Source organism: Brenneria roseae subsp. roseae, assembly GCF_003115845.1.
Classification (GTDB): Bacteria; Pseudomonadota; Gammaproteobacteria; order Enterobacterales; family Enterobacteriaceae; genus Brenneria; species Brenneria roseae.
Window position 1 is genome coordinate 1 of sequence record NZ_KZ819037.1, and the last position, 24,520, is coordinate 24,520.

At 52.6% G+C, this 24,520-nt stretch carries 17 protein-coding genes and 1 pseudogene; 9 read left to right on the forward strand and 9 right to left on the reverse strand.

What is annotated here, in order from left to right; genetic code table 11:
• The first annotated feature begins 277 nt into the window (after positions 1–277).
• The 7 genes from glpD (at position 278) to ydhT (ending at position 8,800) form a co-directional block, all read left to right on the forward strand.
• On the forward strand, positions 278–1,777 hold the full coding sequence (glpD, locus tag DDT52_RS17925; RefSeq protein ID WP_136157567.1) for a glycerol-3-phosphate dehydrogenase: 1,500 nt from the start codon (positions 278–280) through the stop codon (positions 1,775–1,777).
• Positions 1,778–2,698: 921 nt separating this feature from the next.
• Positions 2,699–3,328 carry a ferredoxin-like protein gene (locus DDT52_RS17930; protein WP_109054785.1) on the forward strand — a complete coding sequence of 210 codons (630 nt, stop codon included), beginning with the start codon at positions 2,699–2,701 and terminating at the stop codon, positions 3,326–3,328.
• Between the two features lie 61 nt (positions 3,329–3,389).
• Positions 3,390–5,492 carry an aldehyde ferredoxin oxidoreductase gene (locus DDT52_RS17935; RefSeq protein ID WP_136157568.1) on the forward strand — a complete coding sequence of 701 codons (2,103 nt, stop codon included), beginning with the start codon at positions 3,390–3,392 and terminating at the stop codon, positions 5,490–5,492.
• A gap of 22 nt (positions 5,493–5,514) precedes the next feature.
• Positions 5,515–6,204 carry a YdhW family putative oxidoreductase system protein gene (locus tag DDT52_RS17940; RefSeq protein WP_136157569.1) on the forward strand — a complete coding sequence of 230 codons (690 nt, stop codon included), beginning with the start codon at positions 5,515–5,517 and terminating at the stop codon, positions 6,202–6,204.
• Between the two features lie 159 nt (positions 6,205–6,363).
• On the forward strand, positions 6,364–7,035 hold the full coding sequence (locus DDT52_RS17945; protein WP_136157570.1) for a 4Fe-4S dicluster domain-containing protein: 672 nt from the start codon (positions 6,364–6,366) through the stop codon (positions 7,033–7,035).
• On the forward strand, positions 7,032–7,817 hold the full coding sequence (phsC, locus tag DDT52_RS17950; RefSeq protein WP_136157571.1) for a thiosulfate reductase cytochrome B subunit: 786 nt from the start codon (positions 7,032–7,034) through the stop codon (positions 7,815–7,817). The genes DDT52_RS17945 and phsC overlap by 4 nt, the downstream gene beginning before the upstream one ends.
• Positions 7,818–7,867: 50 nt before the next feature.
• Positions 7,868–8,800: a protein YdhT gene (ydhT, locus tag DDT52_RS17955; RefSeq protein WP_136157572.1), complete on the forward strand. Its 933-nt coding sequence runs from the start codon at positions 7,868–7,870 to the stop codon at positions 8,798–8,800.
• A gap of 97 nt (positions 8,801–8,897) precedes the next feature.
• Here ydhT and glgP read toward each other — a convergent pair whose 3' ends face one another.
• From glgP to glgB, 5 genes are read right to left on the reverse strand one after another with little or no spacing between them, the layout of a single operon-like run.
• Positions 8,898–11,345: a glycogen phosphorylase gene (glgP, locus tag DDT52_RS17960; RefSeq protein ID WP_136157573.1), complete on the reverse strand. Its 2,448-nt coding sequence runs from the start codon at positions 11,343–11,345 to the stop codon at positions 8,898–8,900.
• A 22-nt stretch (positions 11,346–11,367) separates the two neighbouring features.
• Positions 11,368–12,801, reverse strand: coding sequence for a glycogen synthase GlgA (glgA, locus tag DDT52_RS17965; protein WP_136157643.1), 1,434 nt, complete (start codon positions 12,799–12,801; stop codon positions 11,368–11,370).
• A 27-nt stretch (positions 12,802–12,828) separates the two neighbouring features.
• Positions 12,829–14,106: a glucose-1-phosphate adenylyltransferase gene (gene glgC / locus DDT52_RS17970; protein ID WP_136157574.1), complete on the reverse strand. Its 1,278-nt coding sequence runs from the start codon at positions 14,104–14,106 to the stop codon at positions 12,829–12,831.
• A gap of 17 nt (positions 14,107–14,123) precedes the next feature.
• On the reverse strand, positions 14,124–16,094 hold the full coding sequence (gene glgX, locus DDT52_RS17975) for a glycogen debranching protein GlgX (protein ID WP_136157575.1): 1,971 nt from the start codon (positions 16,092–16,094) through the stop codon (positions 14,124–14,126).
• 3 nt (positions 16,095–16,097) lie between these two features.
• Positions 16,098–18,275, reverse strand: a complete 2,178-nt coding sequence (gene glgB, locus DDT52_RS17980; RefSeq protein ID WP_136157576.1) for a 1,4-alpha-glucan branching enzyme — start codon at positions 18,273–18,275, stop codon at positions 16,098–16,100.
• 386 nt (positions 18,276–18,661) lie between these two features.
• Here glgB and DDT52_RS17985 point away from each other — a divergent pair, with 386 nt between their 5' ends.
• Positions 18,662–20,380 carry a sensor histidine kinase gene (locus DDT52_RS17985; protein ID WP_109054796.1) on the forward strand — a complete coding sequence of 573 codons (1,719 nt, stop codon included), beginning with the start codon at positions 18,662–18,664 and terminating at the stop codon, positions 20,378–20,380.
• A 76-nt stretch (positions 20,381–20,456) separates the two neighbouring features.
• On the opposite strand, the gene nikR is transcribed toward DDT52_RS17985, so the two are convergent.
• Complete coding sequence (gene nikR, locus DDT52_RS17990) at positions 20,457–20,867, reverse strand: nickel-responsive transcriptional regulator NikR (protein WP_109054875.1); 411 nt, start codon at positions 20,865–20,867, stop codon at positions 20,457–20,459.
• 246 nt (positions 20,868–21,113) lie between these two features.
• Positions 21,114–22,217 carry an aspartate-semialdehyde dehydrogenase gene (asd, locus tag DDT52_RS17995; RefSeq protein WP_109054797.1) on the reverse strand — a complete coding sequence of 368 codons (1,104 nt, stop codon included), beginning with the start codon at positions 22,215–22,217 and terminating at the stop codon, positions 21,114–21,116.
• A 256-nt stretch (positions 22,218–22,473) separates the two neighbouring features.
• On the opposite strand from asd, the gene DDT52_RS18005 reads away from it, so the two are divergent.
• The gene (locus tag DDT52_RS18005; RefSeq protein WP_136157578.1) at positions 22,474–23,067 is read left to right on the forward strand and encodes a YhgN family NAAT transporter; all 594 of its coding nucleotides are present in this window, start codon (positions 22,474–22,476) and stop codon (positions 23,065–23,067) included.
• 390 nt (positions 23,068–23,457) lie between these two features.
• Here the strand turns inward: DDT52_RS18005 and DDT52_RS18010 are convergent, their stop codons facing one another.
• Positions 23,458–24,153, reverse strand: a complete 696-nt coding sequence (locus DDT52_RS18010; RefSeq protein WP_136157579.1) for a pirin family protein — start codon at positions 24,151–24,153, stop codon at positions 23,458–23,460.
• 137 nt (positions 24,154–24,290) lie between these two features.
• A pseudogene (locus DDT52_RS21520) lies at positions 24,291–24,480 on the reverse strand (hypothetical protein); the annotation flags it as partial.
• Between the last annotated feature and the right edge of the window lie 40 nt (positions 24,481–24,520).

A 24,520-nucleotide genomic window follows, 5' to 3' on the forward strand; every position in this document is an offset into this window, starting at 1 on the left:
GCACTTACAGATATTCTTCCCCAAATTTGTGGGGATCCCTCAGCCTTTACGGGCGAAACCCAAAAACGGGTCGAGTAACACGGTCAGCGTACCTGCTGGCTTGCAAGATGCCGGGTATGACACGCTCCCTTCTTTTATCGATAGCCAACCTCAAATTGTTATCTTCATCACGCATAAATGTTTTTATTTGGTTAACTATTGGCTGCATTGTTTGTTTTCGATTACTATAATGCTCGAAATCGAACATTTTGTTTATTTTGACGGTGGAGGAAGAAACGTGGAAACCAAAGATCTGATCGTGATCGGCGGCGGTATTAACGGTGCAGGCATCGCCGCAGATGCGGCCGGGCGCGGATTATCTGTCCTGCTGCTGGAAGCGCAGGATCTGGCCTGCGCCACTTCCTCCGCCAGTTCCAAATTGATTCATGGCGGCTTGCGCTACCTTGAGCACTATGAATTCAGACTGGTCAGCGAGGCGCTTTCCGAACGTGAAACGCTGCTCAAAATGGCTCCCCATATCATCTTCCCGATGCGCTTTCGTCTCCCGCACCAGCCGCACCTGCGTCCGGCCTGGATGATCCGCATCGGTCTGTTTATGTATGACAATATTGGTAAGCGCGTCAGTCTGCCCGCCAGTAAGGGATTGAAATTCGGCGCTGAATCCGTGCTGAAGCCGGAGCTGACTCGTGGATTCGAATATTCGGACTGCTGGGTTGACGATGCGCGTCTGGTGGTACTGAACGCGCAGGAAGTGGCAAAACGCGGTGGTGAAGTTCGCACACGTACCAACGTGGTCAGCGCACGCCGCGAACAGGGCCTGTGGATCGTGGAAGCCGTTGACTCACTCACGGGCGAGACGTTCACCTGGCGCGCCAAAGGTCTGGTTAACGCCACCGGTCCATGGGTGAAGCAGTTCTTTGATGACGGTTTGCGGTTAAAATCACCGTACGGCATTCGCCTCATCAAAGGCAGCCACATCGTGGTGCCAAGAGTACACACCCAGCCTCAGGCTTATATTCTGCAAAACAAAGATCACCGTATCGTATTTGTGATCCCGTGGCAGGATGAGTTCTCGATCATCGGCACCACCGATGTGGAATATCATGGCGATGCGCATAATGTGAAGATCGATGATAACGAAGTCAGCTATCTGCTGGACGTGTATAACGATCACTTCAAGAAGCAACTTACTCGTGAAGATATCGTCTGGACCTATTCCGGTGTACGCCCGCTGTGTGATGATGAATCGGATTCGCCGCAGGCCATCACCCGTGATTACACGCTGTCGGTGGAAGATGACGATGGTCAGGCGCCATTACTCTCCGTATTTGGCGGCAAGCTGACGACCTATCGCAAGCTGGCGGAGCATGCGCTGGATAAGCTGCAAAAATATTATCCTCAGGCTGGTAAAGCCTGGACCCAGAATGCGGTGTTGCCAGGCGGGGATATCGCCGGTACACGTGAAGATTACGCCGCCGCGCTGCGTCGCCGCTTTAACATACCGGAAGCGTTGGCGCGCCGTTATAGCCGCACATACGGCTCAAACAGTGAACTGATTCTTGCGAATACCAAGGGGATCAGCGAATTGGGAGAGAATTTTGGTCATGACCTGTATGAAGCGGAATTGCGTTATCTGGTGGAAAAAGAGTGGGCCATTACGCTGGATGATGTCATTTGGCGTCGGACAAAACTGGGTATGCTGCTGAGCGAAGCGCAGAAACAGCGCATCAGCGCGTGGTTGGATGCCTACCGCCACCAGGTGGCTAAAGTCAGCTAACCCTGCTGACACGACATTAGGCAATTTGCCATTAATAATCCCTTCCCGACCTCCCTCTTGTCAGGGGGAGGAACAACTCACCCATGAAAGATACTGGACCTGCTCCCTCTCCACCGGTGAAGGGAAAGCAAAAATTGACCGCGTCATGCAGTCCATTATTCTTTATCTTGAAAGATTCTTCATGAATTGGGGTTTATATCATTTTTCATCGGCTATCTTATATTCGGTGATTCCGGTATAAATCAAAAAAGACAAATATCGCTGGCCTGATATTTTCTCATTTTAAAAAATAATCTCGCCAAAATAATAATCACCATTAACGGCTTTTGATTTTACTGCACCATATTCATTGAGTTATCTGTATTTATACTTTAGAGAGCCTCATTAATATTAAGTAATAAAGGTCTCAAATAATAATAAGAATCAATAACATTAAAAATATTCAAAATAAATATTTTCTATGACGTTAATCACAGAATAAAAAACATGATAACCACATCATCAATATGGCTAACCAGAAACACTGCTATGTCCTATAGTAAAAAACATGCACTATTGCGAATGCGTTTCATTATTCGCGTAGTAAGCGGATCATTATATGTACCGCCAGATATCAAGTCTTGCGGAAAAATGACAACGGCATGATAAGCGTAATGAAGGTAAACATCGCCACCGTTATTTATTTTATTATATAACGGTATTTGACGCGGTCAGTCAATTATTTTTTTATATTCTAAATAATTCGAGTTGCAGGAAGGCGGCAAGTGAAGGAATCCCGATGAGCTTACTCAGGTAAGTGATTCGGGTGACTGAACGCGGCCAACGCACATGCAACTTGAAGTATGACGAATATCGCGCTTGTCGTTACCAATTCTGCTATGGGTGCACTTCCATACTCATTTTGCGGAGGATGAGAATTAAATGCCTAATCAGGTTGAACGTCCTTTACTGAATCTGGGGTTAACAAGGCTGGAATTCCTGCGTATTTCTGGCAAAGGTTTGGCAGGAATCACCATTGCGCCGGGATTACTGTCTTTGTTGGGCTGTAAGCAGGAAGAGATCAATAGCGGCACCGTAGGGCTCACCACCACTCCCAAAGGCGTACTGGTGACGAAAAGAGCCCGCTGTACGGGCTGTCACCGCTGCGAAACGGCCTGTACGACCTACAACGACGGCAGCGTCGGCTCCTTCTTTTCACGGGTCAAAATCCACCGTCATTTTTATTACGGTGATAAGGGTATCGGCACCGGCGGCGGGCTGTATGGCGATCTTAATTTTACTACCGACACCTGCCGGCAATGTAAAGATCCCGAATGTATGAAAGTCTGCCCAATAAAAGTTATTACCTACAACGAGGAGCGTGGCTGTATTACGGTTGACGCCAACCGTTGTATTGGTTGCGCTGCCTGTACCACCGCCTGCCCGTGGATGATGGCAACGGTAAATCCACAGATCAAAAAATCCGGCAAGTGTAATTTATGTGGCGAATGCGCTACCGCTTGTCCTACAGGTGCATTAAGTATCATCGACTGGAAGGATATTACGGTCTGAGTAACCGGTTTTATTCCTGCCTATTTCTCATGATGACGCTTCACACTCAGGAAAATAAATTATGATCAACGGTTGGACTGGTAATATATTGCGCATCAACCTAAGCTCCGGCGCTATCACCAAAGAAGACTCCAGTAAATATAAAGCGTTTATTGGCGGAATGGGATTTGGTTATAAAATCATGTATGACGAGGTGGCACCGGGAACCAAACCTTTTGACGAAGCTAATAAAGTGATATTCGCCGTCGGACCATTAACCGGCTCCGGCGCGCCCTGTAGCTCACGCGTTAATATCACCACATTATCCACATTTACCCGCGGTAATTTAGTCGTCGATGCGCATATGGGCGGTTTTTTCGCAGCCTATATGAAATATGCCGGCTACGACGCCATTATTATTGAAGGGAAATCGGCCAAGCCGGTCTGGATTAATATTCAGGATGACAACGTCAGTATTGAAAATGCCGCTTTTCTATGGGGAAAAGGCACGCGCGCGACCACGGAAGAAATTTGCCGAACCACCAATGTGGAAGCCTGCGTCGCCGCTATCGGCCCGGCCGGCGAAAATCTGGTGCCGCTATCTGGCATCCTGAACAGCCGTAATCATAGCGGTGGCGCCGGTTCCGGCGCCGTACTCGGCTCCAAAAACCTGAAAGCCATCTCGGTCATCGGCACCCGCGGCGTCAACGTATCGAATCGGGAAGAACTGAAAAATCTGAATGATTATATGATGACGCAACTCATCGGGGCGAATAACAACCATGTGGTCCCCAGCACGCCACAGGCCTGGGCGGAATACTCCAACCCCAGATCACGCTGGACCGCGCGCAAAGGGTTGTTCTGGAAAGCGGCCGAAGGCGGCCCGATTGAAACCGGTGAAATTCCGCCGGGCAATCAGAATACCGTCGGCTTGCGCACCATGAAATCCGTCTTTGACCTGGGTCCCGCCGCTGAAAAATACACGGTGAAAATGGGCGGGTGCCACTCTTGCCCCATTCGTTGTTCGGCGCAGTTGAAAGTTCCGCAGGCCAGCGAATACGGCGTTCCGACCACCGGCGGCAACACCTGTGTCGCCCAAACCGCGCATAGCTCGCTGTTCCCGCATGGCCCCAAAGATTTTGAGGAAAAAGGAGATGGCAAGGTCATCGCCAATTTTGTTGCATTAAACGTATTTGACGATATGGGTCTGTGGTGTAACTACGCTCAGTTACAGCGCGATTTTGTTTACTGTTATGCACACGACGTGTTCAAACGCGTACTCCCCGCGGAGGAATACGCCTCAATTCGTTGGGATCTGCTGGAAGCCGGCGATCCCGCGTTCATTAAAGATCTCTACCTGCGTCTGGCGCATCGTCAAGGTGAAATCAGCCATCTGGCGGATGGTTCCTATCTGCTGGCGCAAAGATGGAATCTGGGCGAAGAATTCTGGGCGAGCACCCAAAATAAACTGTGGTCGCCGATGGGGTTCCCGGTGCATCACGCCAATGAAGCCTCCGCGCAGGTGGGAGCTATCGTCAACTGCATGTTCAACCGTGATGCCATGACGCACACCCACATCAATTACATCGGCAGTGGGTTACCGTTAAAACTGCAAAAAGAGGTCGCCGCCGATCTGTTCGGCTCACCGGATGCCTATGACGAAACCAAGAACTACACGCCGATAAATCCGTACAAAATCAAATACGCCAAATGGTCAATTCTCAAAAGTTGTCTGCATGACGCGGTGACATTGTGCAACTGGGTGTGGCCGATGACCGTCTCCCCCCTGAAGAGCCGTAACTACCGCGGCGACCTGACATTGGAAGCCAAGTTCTTCACTGCGGTGACCGGGGAGGATACCACGGAAGAAAGTCTGGATCTGGCGGCGGAACGAATCTTCACGCTGCACCGCGCCTACACCGTGAAGCTGATGAACACCAAAGATATGCGTCATGAACATGACCAAATCTGTTCATGGGTATTTGATAAAGACCCTGACATCAAGGTGTTTACCGAAGGTACGGACAAGATGGATCGCGAAGACATGCAAAAATCGCTGACGATGTTCTATAGCGCCATGGGGTGGGATCCGGAATTAGGCTGCCCGACCAGGGAGACACTGGTCAAGCTCGGGCTGGAAGACGTGGCTGACGATCTGGCGGCGCGGGATCTTCTCCCCGTCTAACCGTATTGCAGGGATATTGATTATGACAACGACATCATCACTCACGTCTGCGGCGCCCGCGTCAGAAACACCCCCGGACGGCCAGCCCGACTTAAGCAAAAGACGGCTGCTGTTGCCGTTATCCGCACAGGCGGAAGCCGCGGATGATGGCGTTACCGCAGACGATACGCCTGAACCCAAAGCGCCGTTTTTGGTCGTCGCAGATTATATCCGCCAGTGCTCGGCGGCAGGTGAACTGGTGAGTACTCGGAGCTTTCAGGCTCCGCCTTATTCACTGGAGCCTGAAACCATCGGGCAGCTGTTTGCCCAAATCGGCGCCAGCGACGAATGCGCAGACATCCTCGCCATCGGCAATGGCGAGGAACAGTATCACTACTCGGATCAAAGCATGAGCCACAACTATGCGCGGATTTTACTGTTTACTCACGAGCAGGATACCTGCAAGACCATTGCAGATACCGTGCGGTTCGAGTGCCAGACCTATCCGCGCCCTTACAAAGTGCAGATGCTGACGCTGCCGCCGTATTCATTCGATCAGGAGAAGATTGATTGCGCGCTCCGCTTTCTCGGGCAGTCCGATAGCTTTAAGGATATTCGCACCGTCATGGCGTCCAACGGCGAACCCTATCTGTTCAGTGAACGCTTTATGAGTTACGGCAAGGCAAAGGGGCTATGTGAATGGATCGAGGTTGAACAGTATGAAAACCCGTAATCCTTCTCCCGCCCACGCGCGACAAACCAGCAATCCATACCGTGCGGCGGTGAGTCAACCCATTGGAGAGCAGATGAAAAAGCAAGCTTTGACACCTCGGATGCAATCTACTTTGAACCGTACATTTTCCAACAGCGCATTTTCTGGGAGGCAAGGAAGATGACATGCTCACGCCGTCAGTTTGTCCTCGGCATGGGATCGGTGATTTTCTTCAGCGCACCACTCTTCTCCGCCCTCGGCGGGACAGATAAAAACAGGCTGGTGCGCTACGCCATGATCCACGACGAAGTGCTGTGCAACGGTTGCAGTATCTGTACCGTTGCCTGCCATAAAGTCAATAAGGTCCCCATTGGCGCGGCCCGAATGAGTATCGCGCATATCGCGATGACCCCACCGGAGCAGGGAAATATTTATCACTTTTTCCGCCATGCCTGCCAGCAATGCGAGGATGCGCCGTGCATTGACGTTTGCCCGACCGGCGCATCTTACCTGGATGAAAGCAATGGTATTGTTCGGGTGGATAAAGTGAAATGTATCGGCTGTAGCTACTGCATTTCCGCCTGCCCGTATCAGGTGCGCTACCTTAATCCCACCACCCGCGTGGCCGACAAATGCGATTTTTGTCTGGAATCACGGCTGCAAAAAGGCTTCCCGCCAATCTGCGTCAGCGCCTGTCCGCAGGACGCGCTCATCTTTGGTCCTGAAGACAGCGAACCGGTGCAAACCTGGCTGAAAACGCATGAGTACTACCAATACCGACTGCCTGATGTCGGTAAGCCACATATTTATCGCCGCCCCGGTCCACATGACGTCGAAAAGGTGAATGTATGAATATCATGCCCAACGCGGAGCTGTTTCAGGCTCAGCTGTACCAATATGTCTATATCTATACGCCTGATTTCTGGCCGGTGTGGCTGATTCTGGCCGGTATCCTGCTTGCCGGAATGCTGGGCGTATTAACGCTGCACGGGCTGCTGCGCTACAAATTCGCGCCATCGCTTCAGGCGGCACAGGAAGAAAAAGTATATCTCTACTCGCGGGCCATCCGCTTATGGCACTGGAGCAACGCCCTGTTGTTTATTCTGTTGCTCGCCAGTGGCTTGTTAAACCACTTCGCCATCGGTTCGGTAAAAGACCGGGTGACGCTGGTGGCAATGCACGAGCTGTGCGGATATCTGCTGTTGATCAGTTGGGTGGCGTTTGTACTGATTAACGCCTTCGGCGGCAATGGGCATCATTATCTCATCGATCGTAAAAGTTGGGGACAGCGCGCCTTTCTGCAAGTCCGCTTTTATCTGTATGGCATTATCAAAGGGGAGGATCACCCTTTTCCGGCGACGCCGCGAGCCAAGTTTAACCCGTTACAGCAGGTCGCCTATCTTGGCGTGATGTATGCGCTGTTACCCGCGCTGCTGGCGACAGGGCTGTTCCTGAGTAATCCGCAGTGGATCCCGGCTGATTTTGTGCAGCTCAAAGCCTGGCTGTTACCACTGCATCTGGTTTTGGCGGTCGCCAGTCTGTTCTTTATTGGCGGGCATGTTTATCTGTGTACGACCGGGAGAACGCCAACCCAGACGTTCCGCTGCATGATTGATGGTTATCATCGCCACTAAGGCGCAACACTCCCGGACGAGAACAAGACGTTACGCGGGCATGGCAAACAATGAAGAAAATGACCAGGCAGCAATTACATTCATTACAGGTCAGTCCGCAGATTTACCGCTGGTTCCTACGCCATTTCCCGCAAGGCGGACATTATCAGGATATCCATCATGCTCTGATGCGCGATGGCCACATCGAATGGCTGGAAACGCTGGTGGAATACAGCTATGCACGCGGTTTTGATACGCATCAGTTTATTGCACAGGAAATGCGCACCACTCAGGCGATGGTGACACAGTTAACGACCGGCGGTGATGGTATCGTTCAGATCAAACCTCGCTGCCGCATCGCAAAATCAGCGCCAGAGATCCCCTATACAATGCAATTGGCCGTCAGTGATTCTGCGTTGGATATCGGCTGCACCGGGTTGCAAAGTCAGGTCGCCCTGTCAGGCGCGTGCAATTTCATTGGTAATTCGGGTGACAACACCAGCATCGCCAGCGTTGGCTATGCCTGCCAGCTCGTCAGCGCCGGTTTTGCGGTCAGGATCAGCAACACCGGCCAGCATAGCCGGATTGGCAGTCTGGGAGGACGGGCCCGCATCAGCAACAGCGGAAACTCGGCGAAAATCAGCAGCGCCGGTTGTGGAACCCACATCACCAATAGCGGCATGCGCAGCTATATCAGCAGTGCCGGTGACTCAACACGCATCGCCAACGCCGGTGATATGTGCAGGATCGGGATATCAGGCCATGACAATCGCCTCATCAATGGCGGCGACGATGTTTCAGTCAACATCACGGGAGAAAACGTCGTACTCCTCTCCTCGGGTAAGGTGAAAACGCTGATACTGGGGAAAGGGGGATGCGCGGCATTAACCTACCACGACGGCACGCGTACCCGGTTCCTGGTGGTTTATGAAGGGGAAAACGGCATCATGGCGGGCGTAAAATACCGGATTAATAACGCGTTTGAACTGGAGGTATGCCAATAGCCGCAGCGCCTGCCGGCCGCTATCATCGCCTCTGCGCACTCGTTCCCCCAACCCCCCCTGTTACAGGGAGGTCGGGAGGCGCTAAACATAACGGCGCTTACAGCCGTATCGGTTTGATATTCCAGATTTCACTGGCGTATTCGCTGATGGTGCGATCGGAAGAAAAATAGCCCATATTGGCGATGTTATGCGCCGTACAACGCGCCCATTCGTCCTCATTACGGTATAAATCATCCACCCGGTCCTGCGTATCGACATAGCTGCGATAGTCGGCCAGCAGTTGGTAGTAATCACCGAAGTTCACCAGCGAATCAAACAAATCGCTGTAGCGTTTGGGCTCATTGGGACTGAATAAGCCCGTCGCAATCTGCGTTAATACCCGATGTAACTCCTCGTCCTTTTCATAGTACTGCCGCGGGTTATAGCCGTTTTTACGCAGCTCCTCCACCTCATCGGCGGTATTGCCGAAAATGAACATATTCTCATCCCCGACATGCTCCAGCATTTCAACGTTGGCTCCATCCAGCGTACCAATGGTCAATGCGCCGTTTAACGCAAACTTCATGTTGCTGGTGCCTGATGCCTCCGTCCCCGCCAGCGAGATCTGCTCAGAGAGATCGGCGGCAGGAATAATGATCTGCGCCAGACTCACGCCATAATTCGGGATAAAGACGACTTTCAACCGATCGTGCAGCGCGGGATCGTTATTGATCACCTTCGCAACATCATTGATCAGGTTGATAATGTGTTTCGCCATGTAATAGGCGGACGCCGCTTTGCCGGCAAAAATCATCACGCGAGGCACACGATCAACCTCTGGATCATCCTTGATGCGGTTATACAGCGTAATAATGTGCAACACATTGAGTAGCTGCCGCTTGTATTCGTGAATGCGTTTGATTTGTACATCGAACAACGCTTCCGGATTGACGACAATATTCAGGTTTTCCGCGATGTAGGCCGCCAGCCGTTCTTTGTTCTCCAGCTTGACCTTACGGATTTTCTGCACGAACGCAGGGTAATCAATATGCTGCTGAAGATCGCTCAGCTGGCTCAAATCGGTACGCCAGTTGTGTCCGATGGTGTCGTCCAACAGTTTTGACAGCGGACGGTTTGCCAGCGCCAGCCAACGGCGCGGCGTCACGCCATTAGTCTTGTTGCAAAAGCGATTGGGAAAGAGTTTGGCGAAGTCGGCGAACAGCGATTGCACCATTAAATCCGAGTGCAGCTCCGACACCCCGTTCACCTTATGGCTGGCAACCACCGCCAGCCAGGCCATGCGTACCTTGCGTCCATTGTTTTCATCAATGATGGAGACTCTGGACAGCAGGTTATTATCACTTGGGTATTGCTTCTGTACGTATTCCAGGAAGTTCTCGTTAATCTCGAAAATCAATTGCAGATGGCGCGGCAGAATCTTGCCCAGCATGTCTACCGGCCAGGTTTCCAGCGCTTCCTGCATCAGCGTATGGTTGGTATAGGAGAAAACCTTGGTCACCACCGTCCACGCATCCTGCCATTTGAATTTATGTTCATCAATCAACAACCGCATCAGTTCCGGAATGGCGAGTACCGGATGTGTATCGTTCAGATGGATGGCAAATTTTTCCGCCAGATTATTGTAGGTTTTGTGCATCAACCAGTGGCGATTGAGAATATCCTGCACCGTGGCGGAAACCAGAAAATATTCCTGCCGCAGACGCAACTCGCGCCCGGAATAGGTTGAATCATCGGGATACAATACGCGCGACACGTTTTCCGAGTGGTTTTTATCTTCCACCGCCGCAAAGTAGTCACCCTGATTAAATTTACCCAGATTGATTTCATTACTGGCCTGCGCGCCCCATAGGCGTAGCGTATTCGTCGCATCCGTATCAAAACCGGGAATGATCTGATCGTAAGCGCAGGCGATAACTTCTTCGGTTTCCAGCCAGCGGATTTTTGTCCCTTCCTGCTGGAGACGTCCGCCGAACCGCACTTTATAACGTGTACTATGGCGCGGAAACTCCCACGCGTTGCCGTATTCCAACCAGTAATCCGGTGATTCGGCCTGTTTTCCGTCTACGATGTTTTGCTTGAACATGCCATATTCATAGCGAATACCGTAACCACGCCCCGGCAACGCCATGGTTGCCAGCGAATCCAGAAAACAGGCGGCCAATCGCCCCAGACCGCCGTTTCCCAAACCGGGATCCGTCTCTTCCTGTAGCAAATCGTCCAGTTCTAATCCCATGTCATCCAGCGCGGCTTTCAGATCGTCATACAGTCCCATCGCCAGCAGCGCATTGGATAGCGTGCGTCCCAGCAAAAACTCCATAGAAAGGTAGTAAACCTGACGAACATCCTGCGAAAGCTGCGCCCGATTGGAGCGCAGCCAGCGTTCCACCATACGGTCACGCACCGCCAGCAGCGTGGCGTTCAGCCAATCATGCTGGGTGGCGATAGAAGGATCCTTACCCACGGAAAACATGAGTTTGTAGGCGATAGAATGTTTCAGCGCTGCCACACTGAGCGTTGGTGAAGTATAGATAAACGGAGAGTTCATAATATTCATTCCCAAGTGAGTGTTACCACAAGCGTTGATATAGCGTTCGGTAAGCCTGCGCGGCCACCGTCCAACTAAAGTCCATTGCCATCGCCTGACGCTGGACATAGCGCCACAGCGTTGGACGTGACCACAACACAAACACACGACGAATCGCTCTGGAAAGCGATCCCACATTACAATCGTTAAATACAAACCCACTCGCCAGCCCATCCGCCAGATTTTCCAGCGAACAGTCCGATACCGTATCGGCCAGTCCGCCCGTCCGACGAACCAGCGGCAACGTGCCGTATTTCAGCCCGTAAAGCTGCGTCAGGCCGCAGGGCTCAAACCGGCTCGGCACCATGATGACGTCTGCGCCACCGATAATGCGGTGTGAAAACGCCTCATGGTAGCCAATTTGTACGCCAACCTGCCCGTGATACTTTGCGGCGGCGGTCAGAAACCCTTCCTGCAAATCCGCATCTCCCGCCCCCAGCACCACCAGTTGCCCGCCCTGATCCAACAAATCCGGTACTGCACTCAATGCAATATCCAGACCTTTTTGACTGGTCAGGCGACTGACAATGGCAAACACCGGCACCTTGTCATTAACCTTCAGTCCCATCGCCGTTTGCAGATGCCGCTTGTTTTCCGCCTTGTTTGCCAGCACATCACGATTGTAGTGGCTGGTCAATAAATGATCGTGCGCGGGATTCCAGATAGCATCGTCCACACCGTTGAGAATGCCGGACAAACGCCCTTCTTCTTCACGGGTTTGCAATAAACCTTCCATGCCGTAACCATAGGCCGGCAGAGTAATTTCATGGGCATAAGTCGGGCTGACCGTAGTGATATGATCGGCATAAAACAGCCCGGCTTTAAGGTAGGAAATCTGCCCATAGAATTCCAGGCCGTAAACCTGGAAGAACTCCGGCGGCAGATGAAGCTCCGGCATATGGCGAGCGTCGAACAGCCCCTGATAGGCCAGATTATGCACGGTAAATACCGACTTGGCCGGACGGTTACGGGCCGCCAGATAAGCGCAGGTCAGCCCCGCGTGCCAGTCATGGGCATGCACAATATCCGGCCGCCAGTAATGATCCAGCCCGCAGGCCATCTCACAGCCGATCCAGCCCAGCAGAGCAAAACGCAAATAGTTGTCCGCATAGGCATACAGCGCAGGATCATGATAGGGGCTACCCGCACGGGCATACAAATTCGGCGCATCAATCAGGTAAATGCCGACCCCGTTAAAATGGCCGAACAGCAGCGTGACACGCCCGGCGAAAGTATCCAATTCACGCACAATCTGGGTATCCGTAATCCCTTTTTTCAGATCAGGAAAAGCCGGCAACAGCACCCGGGCATCCATTCCCGCGGAAATCTGTGCCGCTGGCAGCGCACCGGCGACATCAGCAAGCCCGCCGGTTTTCAATAATGGAAATAACTCTGAACAAACGTGTAATACCCGCATCATTACTCCTGTTTGCCACGATGGCTGTTACAGTTTTTCCAGCATCGTCCGCGTCACCAGCACAATTCCTTCTTCCGAACGATAAAAACGGCGGCTGTCTTCTTCCGCATTTTCGCCAATAATCGTGCCCTCCGGGAGCTGGCAGGCACGGTCGATGATACAACGACGCAGACGACAGGACCGCCCGACGGTGACATCCGGCAGCAACACCGCTGAATCTATACTGCAAAACGAATTTACCCGGACGCGAGGAAACAGCACCGAATGCGTCACCACCGAACCGGAAACTATGCAGCCGCCTGAAACCAGCGAGTTCATCGTCATTCCGTGGCTGCCGGAATGGTCCTGCACAAATTTTGCCGGCGGTAACGACTCGATCGCCGAGCGAATCGGCCAGTTACGGTCATACATATCCAGTTCCGGCGTCACGGAGGCCAAATCAAGATTTGCCTGCCAATACGCTGCCAGCGTACCGACATCCCGCCAGTAGGGATGATCATTCTCACCCGACGTCACGCAGGAAAGGGTGAAAGGATGTGCCCAGGCTGAACGCTGCGCGACGATTTTCGGGATCAGGTCCTGACCAAAATCATGATTGGACTCCGTCACGCGGAGATCGTCTTCCAGCAAGCGATAAAGATAGTCCGCATTAAAAACATAGATCCCCATGCTCGCCAGCGCCATATCCGGATTATCCGGCATCGATATCGGTTTCTCCGGTTTTTCCGCGAAATCGAGGATACGGAGCTGATTATCGACGCTCATGACGCCAAAGGCGCTGGCCTCTTGCAACGGCACGGGGAGACAGGCCACGGTGCATTCCGACCCTTTTTCGACGTGGTCGATCAGCATGCGCGAATAGTCCATCTTGTAGATATGATCGCCGGCCAGTATCACCACGTATTCCGCCTGGTAACGGCGGATAATATCCAGGTTCTGACATACCGCATCGGCGGTGCCGCGATACCAGTGATCGGTGGAGTTACGCTGCTGCGCGGGCAGCAGGTCGATAAACTCATTCATTTCCACGTTCAGGAAAGACCAGCCGCGCTGAATGTGTTGCACCAGCGTATGCGACTGATACTGAGTAATCACCCCAATGCGCCGGATACCGGAATTGAGGCAATTGGACAAGGCAAAATCAATAATGCGGAATTTGCCGCCGAAATGTACGGCTGGCTTGGCACGCTTTGCCGTCAGCTCTTTTAAACGTGTTCCCCGGCCTCCCGCCAGAATTAACGCCACAGACTTAAGCGGCAATTGTCTCGCCAGCATCAGAGGATCATTTTTGTCGTTACTCACCATGGCTAACTCCTTCTTATTTATCTTGTAAGGATACAGACCGCCTGTGCATTCCCTTGCCATACCCCATTGCTGATCCGGTACGCCTTCTCATCAAACGGTGGCGAAACTTTCCACTGTCCTGTCGGCAGGGTGAAACTCCCCTCGTGTACACTGGCGTTAATCACCAATAGCCAGCGCTCGGAAAGCAAAATTTGTAACTGGCGCTCACCCTGTTCCCATTGCTGCGGGGTTAAGGGTTGCCCGTTGATATCCAGCCATTGAACGGCGTTATCGCCCTCCTGCCACCATCCTTCCTGCTGCAACGCCGGTATTGCGCGACGCAGATGAATTAATCCGGCGGTAAACCGGATCAGGTCCTGGTCGGCATTATCCCAATGCAACCAGGTCAGTTCGTTATCCTGACAATAGGCATTGTTGTTACCCTGCTGGCTATGCCCCCGTTCATCCCCCGCCAGCAGCATCGGGGTTCCTTGTGATAACAACAGCGTGGCCAGCAGTGCCCGCTGACTGGCATGGCGGCGCTGTTGTGTCTCTTCATCGGCATCCAGCCCTTCCGTTCCGTGGTTATTGCTGAAATTGCTGTCGGTGCCGTCGCGGTTACCTTCACCGTTCGCATCATTGTGTTTATGGTTAAAGCAGACCAGATCGCGCAGCGTAAAACCGTCGTGCGCGGTCAGTTTGTTGATAGAAGCGTAAGGCAGACGGTCATGGTGCTGGAAAATATCGCTGGAGGCGGCAAAACGACGGGCGAAATCGCCGAGGGAAACATCGCCATGCAGCCAGAAGCGTCGCATATCGTCACGATAACGATCGCTCCATTCGGCGAACGGCGCAGGGAACTGTCCCAGTTGATAGCCGCCGTTGCCAATGTCCCACGGTTCGGCAATCAGCTTGCACCCTTGCAGACGGCGGTCATTTTTCATGGCGGTCAATAGCGGTGCGGAGGCGGTAAAATCGGGCGTGCGCCCGAGCACCGTGGCCAGATCGAAACGGAAGCCGTCGATATGGCACACTTCGCGCCAGAAATACAGGCAATCCATCACCCAGTCCATGACCGCAGGGTGATTGAGGCGCAATACGTTACCGCACCCGGTCCAATTACGGTATTCGCCTTGCTCGGTCAGCCAGTAGTAGCTGCGATTATCAATACCGCGCAGAGAAAGCGTCGGCCCTTCTACATCCAGTTCGGCGCTGTGGTTGAACACCACATCGAGAATCACTTCAATGCCGGCGTTATGCAGGGCTTTGACCGCATCCCGAAATTCATTCAGCGCATCTTCACCGGCCGCCAGACCGTTATCCACGGCGAACGGCAACAGCACGTTGTAGCCCCAATAGTTGCGCAATCCCATTTGCTGTAACCGTGGTTCATCCGCGTGTTGCTGAACAGGCAATAACTCCAGTGCGGTCACGCCCAGCATTTTCAGATAGTCGATGATGACCGGATGGCCCAGCGCGGCGTAGCTGCCGCGAATGGCTTGCGGAATATCAGGGTGCAGTTGCGTCAGGCCGCGCACGTGCGCCTCATAAATCACCGTCTGGCTCCACGGCGTCTGCGGGTGGCGGTCGTCCCGCCAATCGTAATCCTCGGCGATGACGACACACTTCGCCATCACGTCAGCGCTATCCCGTTCATCACGCTGATCGAGTCCGCCGTGCAGGCAGTCGTCATCGACCACCCAGCCATCCAGCAAGCGGGCGCAGGGATCAAGCAGCAGTTTGTGTGGATTGAAGCGCAGCCCCCGCGACGGTTCAAACGGCCCCGACACCCGGAAGCCATAGCGCAGACCGGGCTTCGCGCCAGGCAGATAGCCATGCCAGATATCCCCGCTGCGATGAGTCAACGCCAGCCGCCGTTCCTGTTGCCGTTCATCAAACAGGCATAATTCGACCCGCTCGGCATCGGCCGAAAACAGGGCGAAATTAACACCCTCGCCGTCAAAACTCGCACCAAGTGGGCAGGCTGCGCCCGCTTGCAAGACCGTCATTTATTACGCCTCCTTCACCAGATACAGCGTTGCCAACGGAGGAATCGTCAGCACCAGTGACTGAGGGCGTTGATGGCTACCGATATTTTCGCTATCCACCGGCCCTTCGTTGCCCAGATTGCTGCCGTGGTAGTAGCCCGAATCAGTATTAATGATTTCCCGCCAGCGGCCGGGCTGGTTAATCCCGATGCGGTAAGCGTAGCGCGGTACGGGCGTGAAATTGCTGACCACCAGCACCTCATTACCCTGTTCATCGCGCCGCACGAAGGCGAAAACGGAATTTTCCCGGTCATCCACCACGAGCCATTCAAATCCCTGTGACTGAAAATCAAGCTGATACAGCGGCGGCTGCTGGCGATAGCAGTGGTTGAGATCGCGCACCAGATGCTGAACACCGCGATGCCAGCCTTCCGGCTCATCCAGTAAGTGCCAGTCCAGACTGGCGTCGTAATTCCATTCGCGTCCCTGAGCAAACTCACAGCCCATAAACAGCAGTTTCTTGCCTGGATAAGCCCACATAAAACCGTAATAGGCGCGCAGGTTGGCGAACTTTTGCCAGGCGTCGCCGGGCATTCTGTCAAGCAGCGATCGCTTGCCGTGCACCACTTCGTCATGGGAGATCGGCAGAACAAAATTTTCGCTGTAGGCATACAGCATGCCGAACGTCAGCAGATCGTGGTGATATTTGCGGTGAATCGGATCGTGCTGCATATAAGACAGGGTGTCGTGCATCCAGCCCATATTCCATTTGTAGTGGAACCCCAGACCGTTGCAGTCCGGCGGCAGCGTAACCCCCGGATAGTCCGTCGATTCTTCCGCAATGGTCACCGCGCTGGAATAGGCATGGCCCAGCATCTGGTTGGTGTAACGCAGGAAAGCAATCGCTTCGAGGTTCTCTTTGCCGCCGTAGTAGTTAGGCACCCACTCCCCTTCGTTACGGCTGTAGTCGCGGTAAATCATCGATGCAACCGCATCCACCCGGAGTCCGTCGATACCATAGTGCTCCATCCAGAACAGGGCGTTGCCCGCCAGATAGTTACGCACTTCATGACGCCCGTAGTTATAGATCAGGGTATTCCAGTCCTGATGATAGCCCTCGCGAGGATCGGCGTATTCATACAGCGCCGTACCGTCGAACTGGGCCAGACCGTATTCGTCGCCGGGGAAATGTCCCGGCACCCAATCCAGCAGCACATTGATACCCGCCTCGTGAAAGGCATCGATAAACCGCCTGAACTCCTGCGGCGTACCAAAGCGGCGCGTTGGCGCGTACAGCCCAAGCGGCTGATAGCCCCAACTGCCGTCAAACGGGTGTTCATTGATGGGCATCAGCTCAATATGGGTAAAGCCCATCTCTTTAACGTAGGCAATCAGTTGAGTAGCCAGATCCTGATAGCTGAGCCAGAAATTGTTATCCGTATGCCGCCGCCAGGACCCCAGATGCACTTCATAGATGGAAATCGGGGCCTGGAGGCTATTGGCCTGACGGCGGGCTTCGCTCACCGGGACTTTTTCCGGCAGCGGGGTAATCAGAGAGGCGGTATCAGGCCGCATTTGCGCTTCAAATGCGTAAGGGTCGGCTTTCAGGCGGACGCTGCCATGACAGTCAATCATCTCGTATTTATACAACTGTCCCTGGGTCACTCCGGGCAAAAACAGTTCCCAGATGCCATTCTCTTTTCTTAAACGCATGGGATGACGACGCCCATCCCAGAAATTGAACTGCCCCACCACCGATACCCGCTGCGCATTGGGCGCCCAGACGGCAAAACGCGTCCCTTCCACCCCGTCCAGCGTTTCCAGATGGGCCCCTAAGCGCTCATAGGGACGTAAGTGCGTGCCTTCGGCCAGCAGCCAGATATCCATATCCTGTAACAAGGGGCCAAAACGGTAGGGGTCTTCAATCAGATAGGTTTCTTGCTGCCAGGTTACCGCGAGCTGATAGTGAAAGGTTTTTTTTCTACGCGGCAGCACGCCACAAAAAAAGCCACGCGCATCAATCTGTTTCAATTCAATAACTTTTCGGCCGTTCGTCGCATCGACAAGCCATACCTCCTGTGCATCCGGTAATAGTGCCCTGACTTCTATACCTTTAGCGGTTTGATGCATTCCCAGCAGCGAGAAGGGATCGGCATAATGTCCATCAATAAGTGCGTTAATCGCATCGGAAAATTCTGGCATGGTATCCATCCTCTGATTAACCATTTGAATTAAATAAATATGTTATATAAATAAGTCATCACTCCTCATTTGTATTTTTTTGCATGCGCTGAACGGATGGCATACAGAATAAATTCAATTAAAATAAAGATTTATTAGCAAACTAATGAATTATGCATACTTTTAAAAAATATTTAATAGTATGAAAGAGTTCACTAACATGCCGCCTGTAACCCAGCTTAGTCAAAGAACCTACAAATATCTGAGAACTAGTTAAATTTTTCTGTTTATATTTATATGAATAAATTATGACTATATATTTTTAGTACCTTTTGTTTAAAGATCGGTTCGTGTACCAAAGAAAAGCAGTACAATCTGCTGGCTTGAGCATTACGAGGTCATTAGCCATGGTCAGTCAGGTCGATCTAATCCTTTCTTTACTGCAACAGATGTGCGTCTATCTGGTCATCGCCTACCTGTTGAGTAAAACCCCGCTTTTCATCCCGCTGATGCAGGTCACCATCCGCCTGCCCCACAAGCTGGTGTGCTATCTGGTTTTTTCCATGTTCTGCATCATGGGGACTTACTTCGGCCTGCATATTGATGATTCCATTGCCAATACTCGCGCGACGGGCGCCGTGCTGGGCGGGATGCTGGGCGGCCCTTCAGTAGGCTTTCTGGTGGGATTGACCGGTGGACTTCATCGTTATTCCATGGGCGGGATGACCGCATTGGCCTGTATGCTGTCGACCATTGCCGAAGGGTTGATCGGCGGCCTGTTACATCGTTATCTGGCGCGGCGTAATCGCATTGACCTGCTGTTCCAGCCGTTAGTGGTGGGGTTGACCGCGCTGGTGGCAGAAATCCTGCAAATGGTGATTATCCTGCTGGTGGCCCGTCCATTCGACAGCGCCGTGGAACTGGTGAGAGACATCGCCTTACCAATGATGATAACCAACACCATTGGCTCCGCCATGTTCATGCGTATCCTGCTCGACAGGCGGGCGATTTTCGAGAAATACACGTCTGCCTTTTCCGCCAAGGCCCTGCAAATCGCGGCCCGTGCCGAAGGTGCCTTACGTCAGGGTTTTAACCAGCAAAACAGTATGCGCGTGGCGCGTATTCTGTATGAAGAGCTGGGGGTGGGCGCGGTAGCCATTACCGACCGCGATAAATTGCTGGCGTTTATCGGGCTGGGTGACGATCACCATAAAGTCGACTCGCCGATCACCTCGTCTCATACCCGACGTGCCATTGAGAACAATCAGGTCGTCTACGCCGATGGCAACGAGGTGTCCTATACCTGTTCAATTTCTTCCAATTGCAAGCTGGGTTCAACGCTGGTTATCCCGTTGCGTGGCGAAGAACAGCGCGTCATCGGCACCATCAAACTGTATGAACCCAAGAATAAATTGTTTTCCAGCATCAATCGCACGCTGGGAGAAGGTATCGCCCACCTGCTTTCCGCACAGATTCTGGCCGGACGCTTCGAACAGCAAAAACAGCTGCTGGCGCAGTCGGAAATCAAGCTGCTGCACGCACAGGTCAACCCACATTTTCTGTTTAACGCGCTGAACACCTTATCGGCGGTGATTCGTCGTAATCCTGCCCACGCGCGTCAGCTGGTACTCTCTCTGTCGACCTTTTTCCGCAAAAACCTCAAACGCAGCAATGATGAAGTGTCGCTTAACGACGAGATGGAACACGTCAATGCTTATCTGGAAATCGAGAAAGCACGCTTCGCCGATCATCTGACGGTGGAGATGTCCCTGCCAGATGAATTGCTGCAAGCCCGCTTACCGGCATTTTCCCTGCAACCTATCGTCGAGAATGCGATCAAGCACGGCATTTCCCAGATGATTGAGAATGGCTATATTCACATTAGCGGGCGCATGCACGCCAATACGCTGGAACTGACGGTAGAAGACAATGCCGGCATGTACCAACCCCCCAGAGGCGGCGACGGACTGGGAATGAATCTGGTGGATCACCGTATCAAAGCCCGCTACGGCAGTCGTTATGGCATCACGGTAGTCTGCGAGCCTGACAAATTCACCCGGGTTGAGGTACGCGTACCGCTGATTTCGCCGCGTAAAGCGCTGGAGGGCATTGGAGAGGCGGCCTGACGGCAGGAGGTTTCGCATCGGCTCATTCGGCGGCGCTTAACTGGCCATAGGCGAAACCTTGTTCACACGCTCACGTTCAAACGACAGGTGACAGCGGGATGAGGTTCAACTGCCCGTGACGAACGCCGGTTTGCGCCATCACGGATTCGGCAAACCGTTCAACCAATGCGGCAGTACCGCGCAGAATAACCGTCTCGACGCACTCTTCATGGCTCAGATGGGTATGCATGGTGGATACCGTCAGATCGTGATGGTCGTGCTGCATTTCCGCCAGCCGGCTGGAAAGCTGACGTTCGTGATGATCGTAAACGTAGCTCAGCACCGCCACGCATTCGCCCTCTTGATCCGTTTTCCGCGTCATTTCACCCAGTTCCCGGCGCAGCATATCGCGAAACGCTTCGGAACGGTTGGCATACCCTTTACGCGCCATCAGCTCGTCAAAGTCCTGCGCCAGTTGATCATCCATTGAAATTGTCAGTCTTTGCATCATAGCCTCGTGAAAATGGGGTGGGTCAGCGCTCATGGTCACCGGTAGAACCCGTCTGGGAGGGTAATGCCAATCGAGTGAACGGCATTACCATCAGGCCATTATAAAAGGCCGCTGGCGTAATGAATACGCTTCATCTCAATTAAGTGATAACGCAGAAAGCAATCGCGGGCAGGAAAAGGCGAAGGACAGGGGAAAAAGAAAGCTGGCGCAATCGTGAGCGGAATTGCGCCAGACCAAAGACAGTTACAGCAGGATACGCAGCATACGGCGCAGCGGTTCAGCCGCTCCCCACAGCAGCTGATCGCCGACCGTGAAGGCGGACAAATATTCCGGCCCCATGTTCAGCTTGCGCAGGCGGCCAACCGGCGTCGACAGCGTACCGGTGACGGCGGCCGGCGTCAGTTCACGCATCGTGATCTCACGATCGTTCGGCACCACTTTCACCCAGTCATTGTGAGTGGCCAGCAATTGCTCGATTTCCGGCAGCGCCACGTCTTTTTTCAGCTTGATGGTAAACGCCTGGCTATGGCAGCGCAGTGCCCCCACGCGAACACACAGGCCATCAACCGGGATCGCCTGGCTGGTGCCGAGGATCTTGTTGGTTTCCGCCTGACCTTTCCATTCTTCACGGCTCTGACCGTTATCCAGCTGTTTGTCGATCCACGGGATCAGGCTGCCCGCCAGCGGTACGCCGAAGTTATCGGTCGGTAATGTGCCGCTGCGCGTCAGCGCCGTTACTTTACGTTCAATATCCAGAATGGCAGACGCCGGATCTTGCAGTTCTTTGGCGACTTCGCCACTTAGAATGCCCATCTGCGTCAGCAATTCACGCATATGGCGCGCACCGCCGCCGGAAGCCGCCTGATAGGTCGCGACCGATACCCAGTCAACCAGATCGTTGGCAAACAGACCGCCCAGCGACATCAGCATCAGGCTGACGGTACAGTTACCACCGACAAACGTTTTAATGCCTTTATCCAGACCCTGTTTAATCACCGCGTGGTTAACCGGATCCAGAATAATAATGGCGTCGTCTTTCATACGCAGTGAGGACGCGGCATCAATCCAGTAACCCTGCCAGCCACTTTCACGCAGTTTCGGATAGACTTCATTGGTATAATCACCCCCTTGACAGGTGATGATGATATCCAGCGCGCGCAACGCATCCAGATTGTAAGCGTCCTGCAATACGCCTTGCTGTCCTCCCAACGTCGGAGCCGGTTCGCCGTGCTGAGAAGTAGAAAAGAATACCGGGCGGATTGCATCAAAATCGCGTTCTTCCACCATGCGCTGCATGAGAACCGAACCGACCATACCGCGCCAGCCAATAAAACCAACATTTTTCATGGTAACTGTCCTGCCTTGGGGATAACAAAAATAATTCTGGCGACCAACACCGATGCAACTTGAAAGAAGACGGGTGTATTGTAGTAAACACATTATGCATGTATTTCCACCATACAAAATGTACATAAAGTCGCAAGTGAATTTATTCGATAGCGCCACGTTTTTTAGCAGTCATTCTAATATCGTCATCTTTATGCGGGTGACATCCGTCATCACGTCATTTCAGGAAATGGGATTTCAGGAGTAAAAAACCACAATGTCAGAAATGATCTCGGCAACAGTCCTGTTACTGCTAATCATGGATCCCCTTGGCAACCTGCCTATCTTTATGTCGGTGCTGAAGCATTTGGACCCTAAACGCCGGCGTGTCGTGCTGATTCGCGAGATGCTTATCGCTCTGGGGCTGATGCTGATCTTTCTCTTTGCCGGCGAGCGCATTCTGGCGTTTCTCAGCCTGCGGACAGAAACGGTATCCATCTCGGGCGGGATTGTGCTGTTCCTGATAGCCATTCGCATGATATTTCCCTCCCAGGAGGGAAACAGCAGCGGCTTGCCCGCGGGTGAGGAGCCTTTTCTGGTTCCCATGGCAATTCCGCTGGTCGCCGGCCCGTCGATCCTCGCCGCGCTGATGCTGCTGTCACATCAATATCCTCATCAACTATCACATCTGACCCTCGCGCTGTTTATCGCCTGGTCCATCTCTTTCATTATTCTGTTGATGTCAGATTTGTTTTTACGTCTGTTGGGAGAGAAAGGCGTCAGCGCGTTGGAAAAATTGATGGGGTTGATTCTGGTCATGCTCTCGACCCAGATGTTCCTGGACGGCGTGCGGGCATATATGAAGCTATAACGTCACATGGCGGCGACGGCCGCAGGGTAACAGACAGGACCGCCCGTCATAAAAAATTTCCGGGAGAAATTTTCAACGTCGCATGCGACGGCCCGCAGGGTGACGGGCAGGACGCCCGTCATAAAAAAACCTAAACACCACTGCGCCTCTGGTCCTGATAAGGGACACCCGAAAAGCACAGTAATGCTTAGGTTTTGTATAAAAGAATCACAACATAATAATGAGACATAGATTTGATGAAAAAACATACCGCTCAAGCAATATAGCAGTCTGAAAACAGAAAACCGTGAACGCCGCCACGGTTTTCCGACATCAGGAAAAGGGGAAGCATCCTGACGATGTGGAGCCATAAATCCGGCCTGACGCTCACGTCTATGCCCAAGAAGTTACCTACACCGGCGGCAAATCAAACAGCAAAATCTCGCTGTCTTTGCTGGCATGAACCGATAGCGTTTCTTCGTCCCAAATCGCGAAAGCATCGCTGGTTTCGGCCTTGTGTCCATTAATTTCCACACTGCCGCGCACCACCTGAATCCAGATGCGGCGTCCCGCCTGAACCTGATAAATAGACTGCTCCTGCGGTTTCAACGCCCAGCGCCACAATGTCATATCCTGAAAAACTTTCAGGGAGCCATCACGGGCATCGGGCGACAGCACCAATTGCCGTCCCTGTGGAACATCAAAACGTTTCTGGTCATAACGTGGCGTCAGACCCGCTTTTTCAGGGATGATCCAAATCTGGTACAGATGCAGCAATTCATCGCGGCTGGCGTTGTATTCAGAGTGACGGATGCCGGTGCCGGCGCTCATGATCTGGAACTCACCGGCCTGAATCTGCTCCTTGTTGCCCATGCTGTCCTGATGTTCAATCGTCCCGCTCAAAATATAGGTCAGGATTTCCATGTCTTTGTGCGGATGCGTACCAAAACCTTGTCCGCCTTCGATCCGGTCTTCATTGATGACGCGCAGCGCCGAAAAGCCCATGAATTCACGATCGTAATAATCAGCAAATGAAAATGTGTGCCAGCTATCCAGCCAACCGTGGTTCGCGTGCCCGCGCTGTTGCGCTTTACGTAAATAGATCATGTCAGTTACTCCCGTACTTTGATAAGTAAAGTCTAACGGGTGCTAAAGAATAAGATAGCGTAAAAAATTTAACGCGCTGTTCAAAAAATCAGAACAGGATGGCAACACGGATTTCAGCAGAGGGAGAGCAAATCGCAGGCAAAAAAAAAGCCAGCACCCGAGCTGGCTAAATAAATACTGGAAGCAATGTGAGCAATGTCGTGCCTTCACAGCAAAACCGACGTTTGTCATGTGCATATCATCCATAGAGACCTTGTCTATACAAAGGATCACACTGACAGAACCGTTGGTTTCCCCGGAACGCATGACAATAATAATCATTATCATTCGCGTCTGTAAAGTATTTTTTTACCCCGGACAGACATCG

What these genes read in the sequence shown, in the direction of transcription:
- DDT52_RS17930 (WP_109054785.1), top strand. Translation starts at nt 2,699, where the DNA reads ATGCCTAATCAGGTTGAACGTCCTTTACTGAATCTGGGGTTAACAAGG.
- DDT52_RS17935 (WP_136157568.1), top strand. Translation starts at nt 3,390, where the DNA reads ATGATCAACGGTTGGACTGGTAATATATTGCGCATCAACCTAAGCTCC.
- DDT52_RS17940 (WP_136157569.1), top strand. Translation starts at nt 5,515, where the DNA reads ATGACAACGACATCATCACTCACGTCTGCGGCGCCCGCGTCAGAAACA.
- DDT52_RS17945 (WP_136157570.1), top strand. Translation starts at nt 6,364, where the DNA reads ATGACATGCTCACGCCGTCAGTTTGTCCTCGGCATGGGATCGGTGATT.
- phsC (WP_136157571.1), top strand. Translation starts at nt 7,032, where the DNA reads ATGAATATCATGCCCAACGCGGAGCTGTTTCAGGCTCAGCTGTACCAA.
- ydhT (WP_136157572.1), top strand. Translation starts at nt 7,868, where the DNA reads ATGAAGAAAATGACCAGGCAGCAATTACATTCATTACAGGTCAGTCCG.
- glgP (WP_136157573.1), bottom strand. Translation starts at nt 11,345, where the DNA reads ATGAACTCTCCGTTTATCTATACTTCACCAACGCTCAGTGTGGCAGCG.
- glgA (WP_136157643.1), bottom strand. Translation starts at nt 12,801, where the DNA reads ATGCGGGTATTACACGTTTGTTCAGAGTTATTTCCATTATTGAAAACC.
- glgC (WP_136157574.1), bottom strand. Translation starts at nt 14,106, where the DNA reads ATGGTGAGTAACGACAAAAATGATCCTCTGATGCTGGCGAGACAATTG.
- glgX (WP_136157575.1), bottom strand. Translation starts at nt 16,094, where the DNA reads ATGACGGTCTTGCAAGCGGGCGCAGCCTGCCCACTTGGTGCGAGTTTT.
- glgB (WP_136157576.1), bottom strand. Translation starts at nt 18,275, where the DNA reads ATGCCAGAATTTTCCGATGCGATTAACGCACTTATTGATGGACATTAT.
- DDT52_RS17985 (WP_109054796.1), top strand. Translation starts at nt 18,662, where the DNA reads ATGGTCAGTCAGGTCGATCTAATCCTTTCTTTACTGCAACAGATGTGC.
- nikR (WP_109054875.1), bottom strand. Translation starts at nt 20,867, where the DNA reads ATGCAAAGACTGACAATTTCAATGGATGATCAACTGGCGCAGGACTTT.
- asd (WP_109054797.1), bottom strand. Translation starts at nt 22,217, where the DNA reads ATGAAAAATGTTGGTTTTATTGGCTGGCGCGGTATGGTCGGTTCGGTT.
- DDT52_RS18005 (WP_136157578.1), top strand. Translation starts at nt 22,474, where the DNA reads ATGTCAGAAATGATCTCGGCAACAGTCCTGTTACTGCTAATCATGGAT.
- DDT52_RS18010 (WP_136157579.1), bottom strand. Translation starts at nt 24,153, where the DNA reads ATGATCTATTTACGTAAAGCGCAACAGCGCGGGCACGCGAACCACGGT.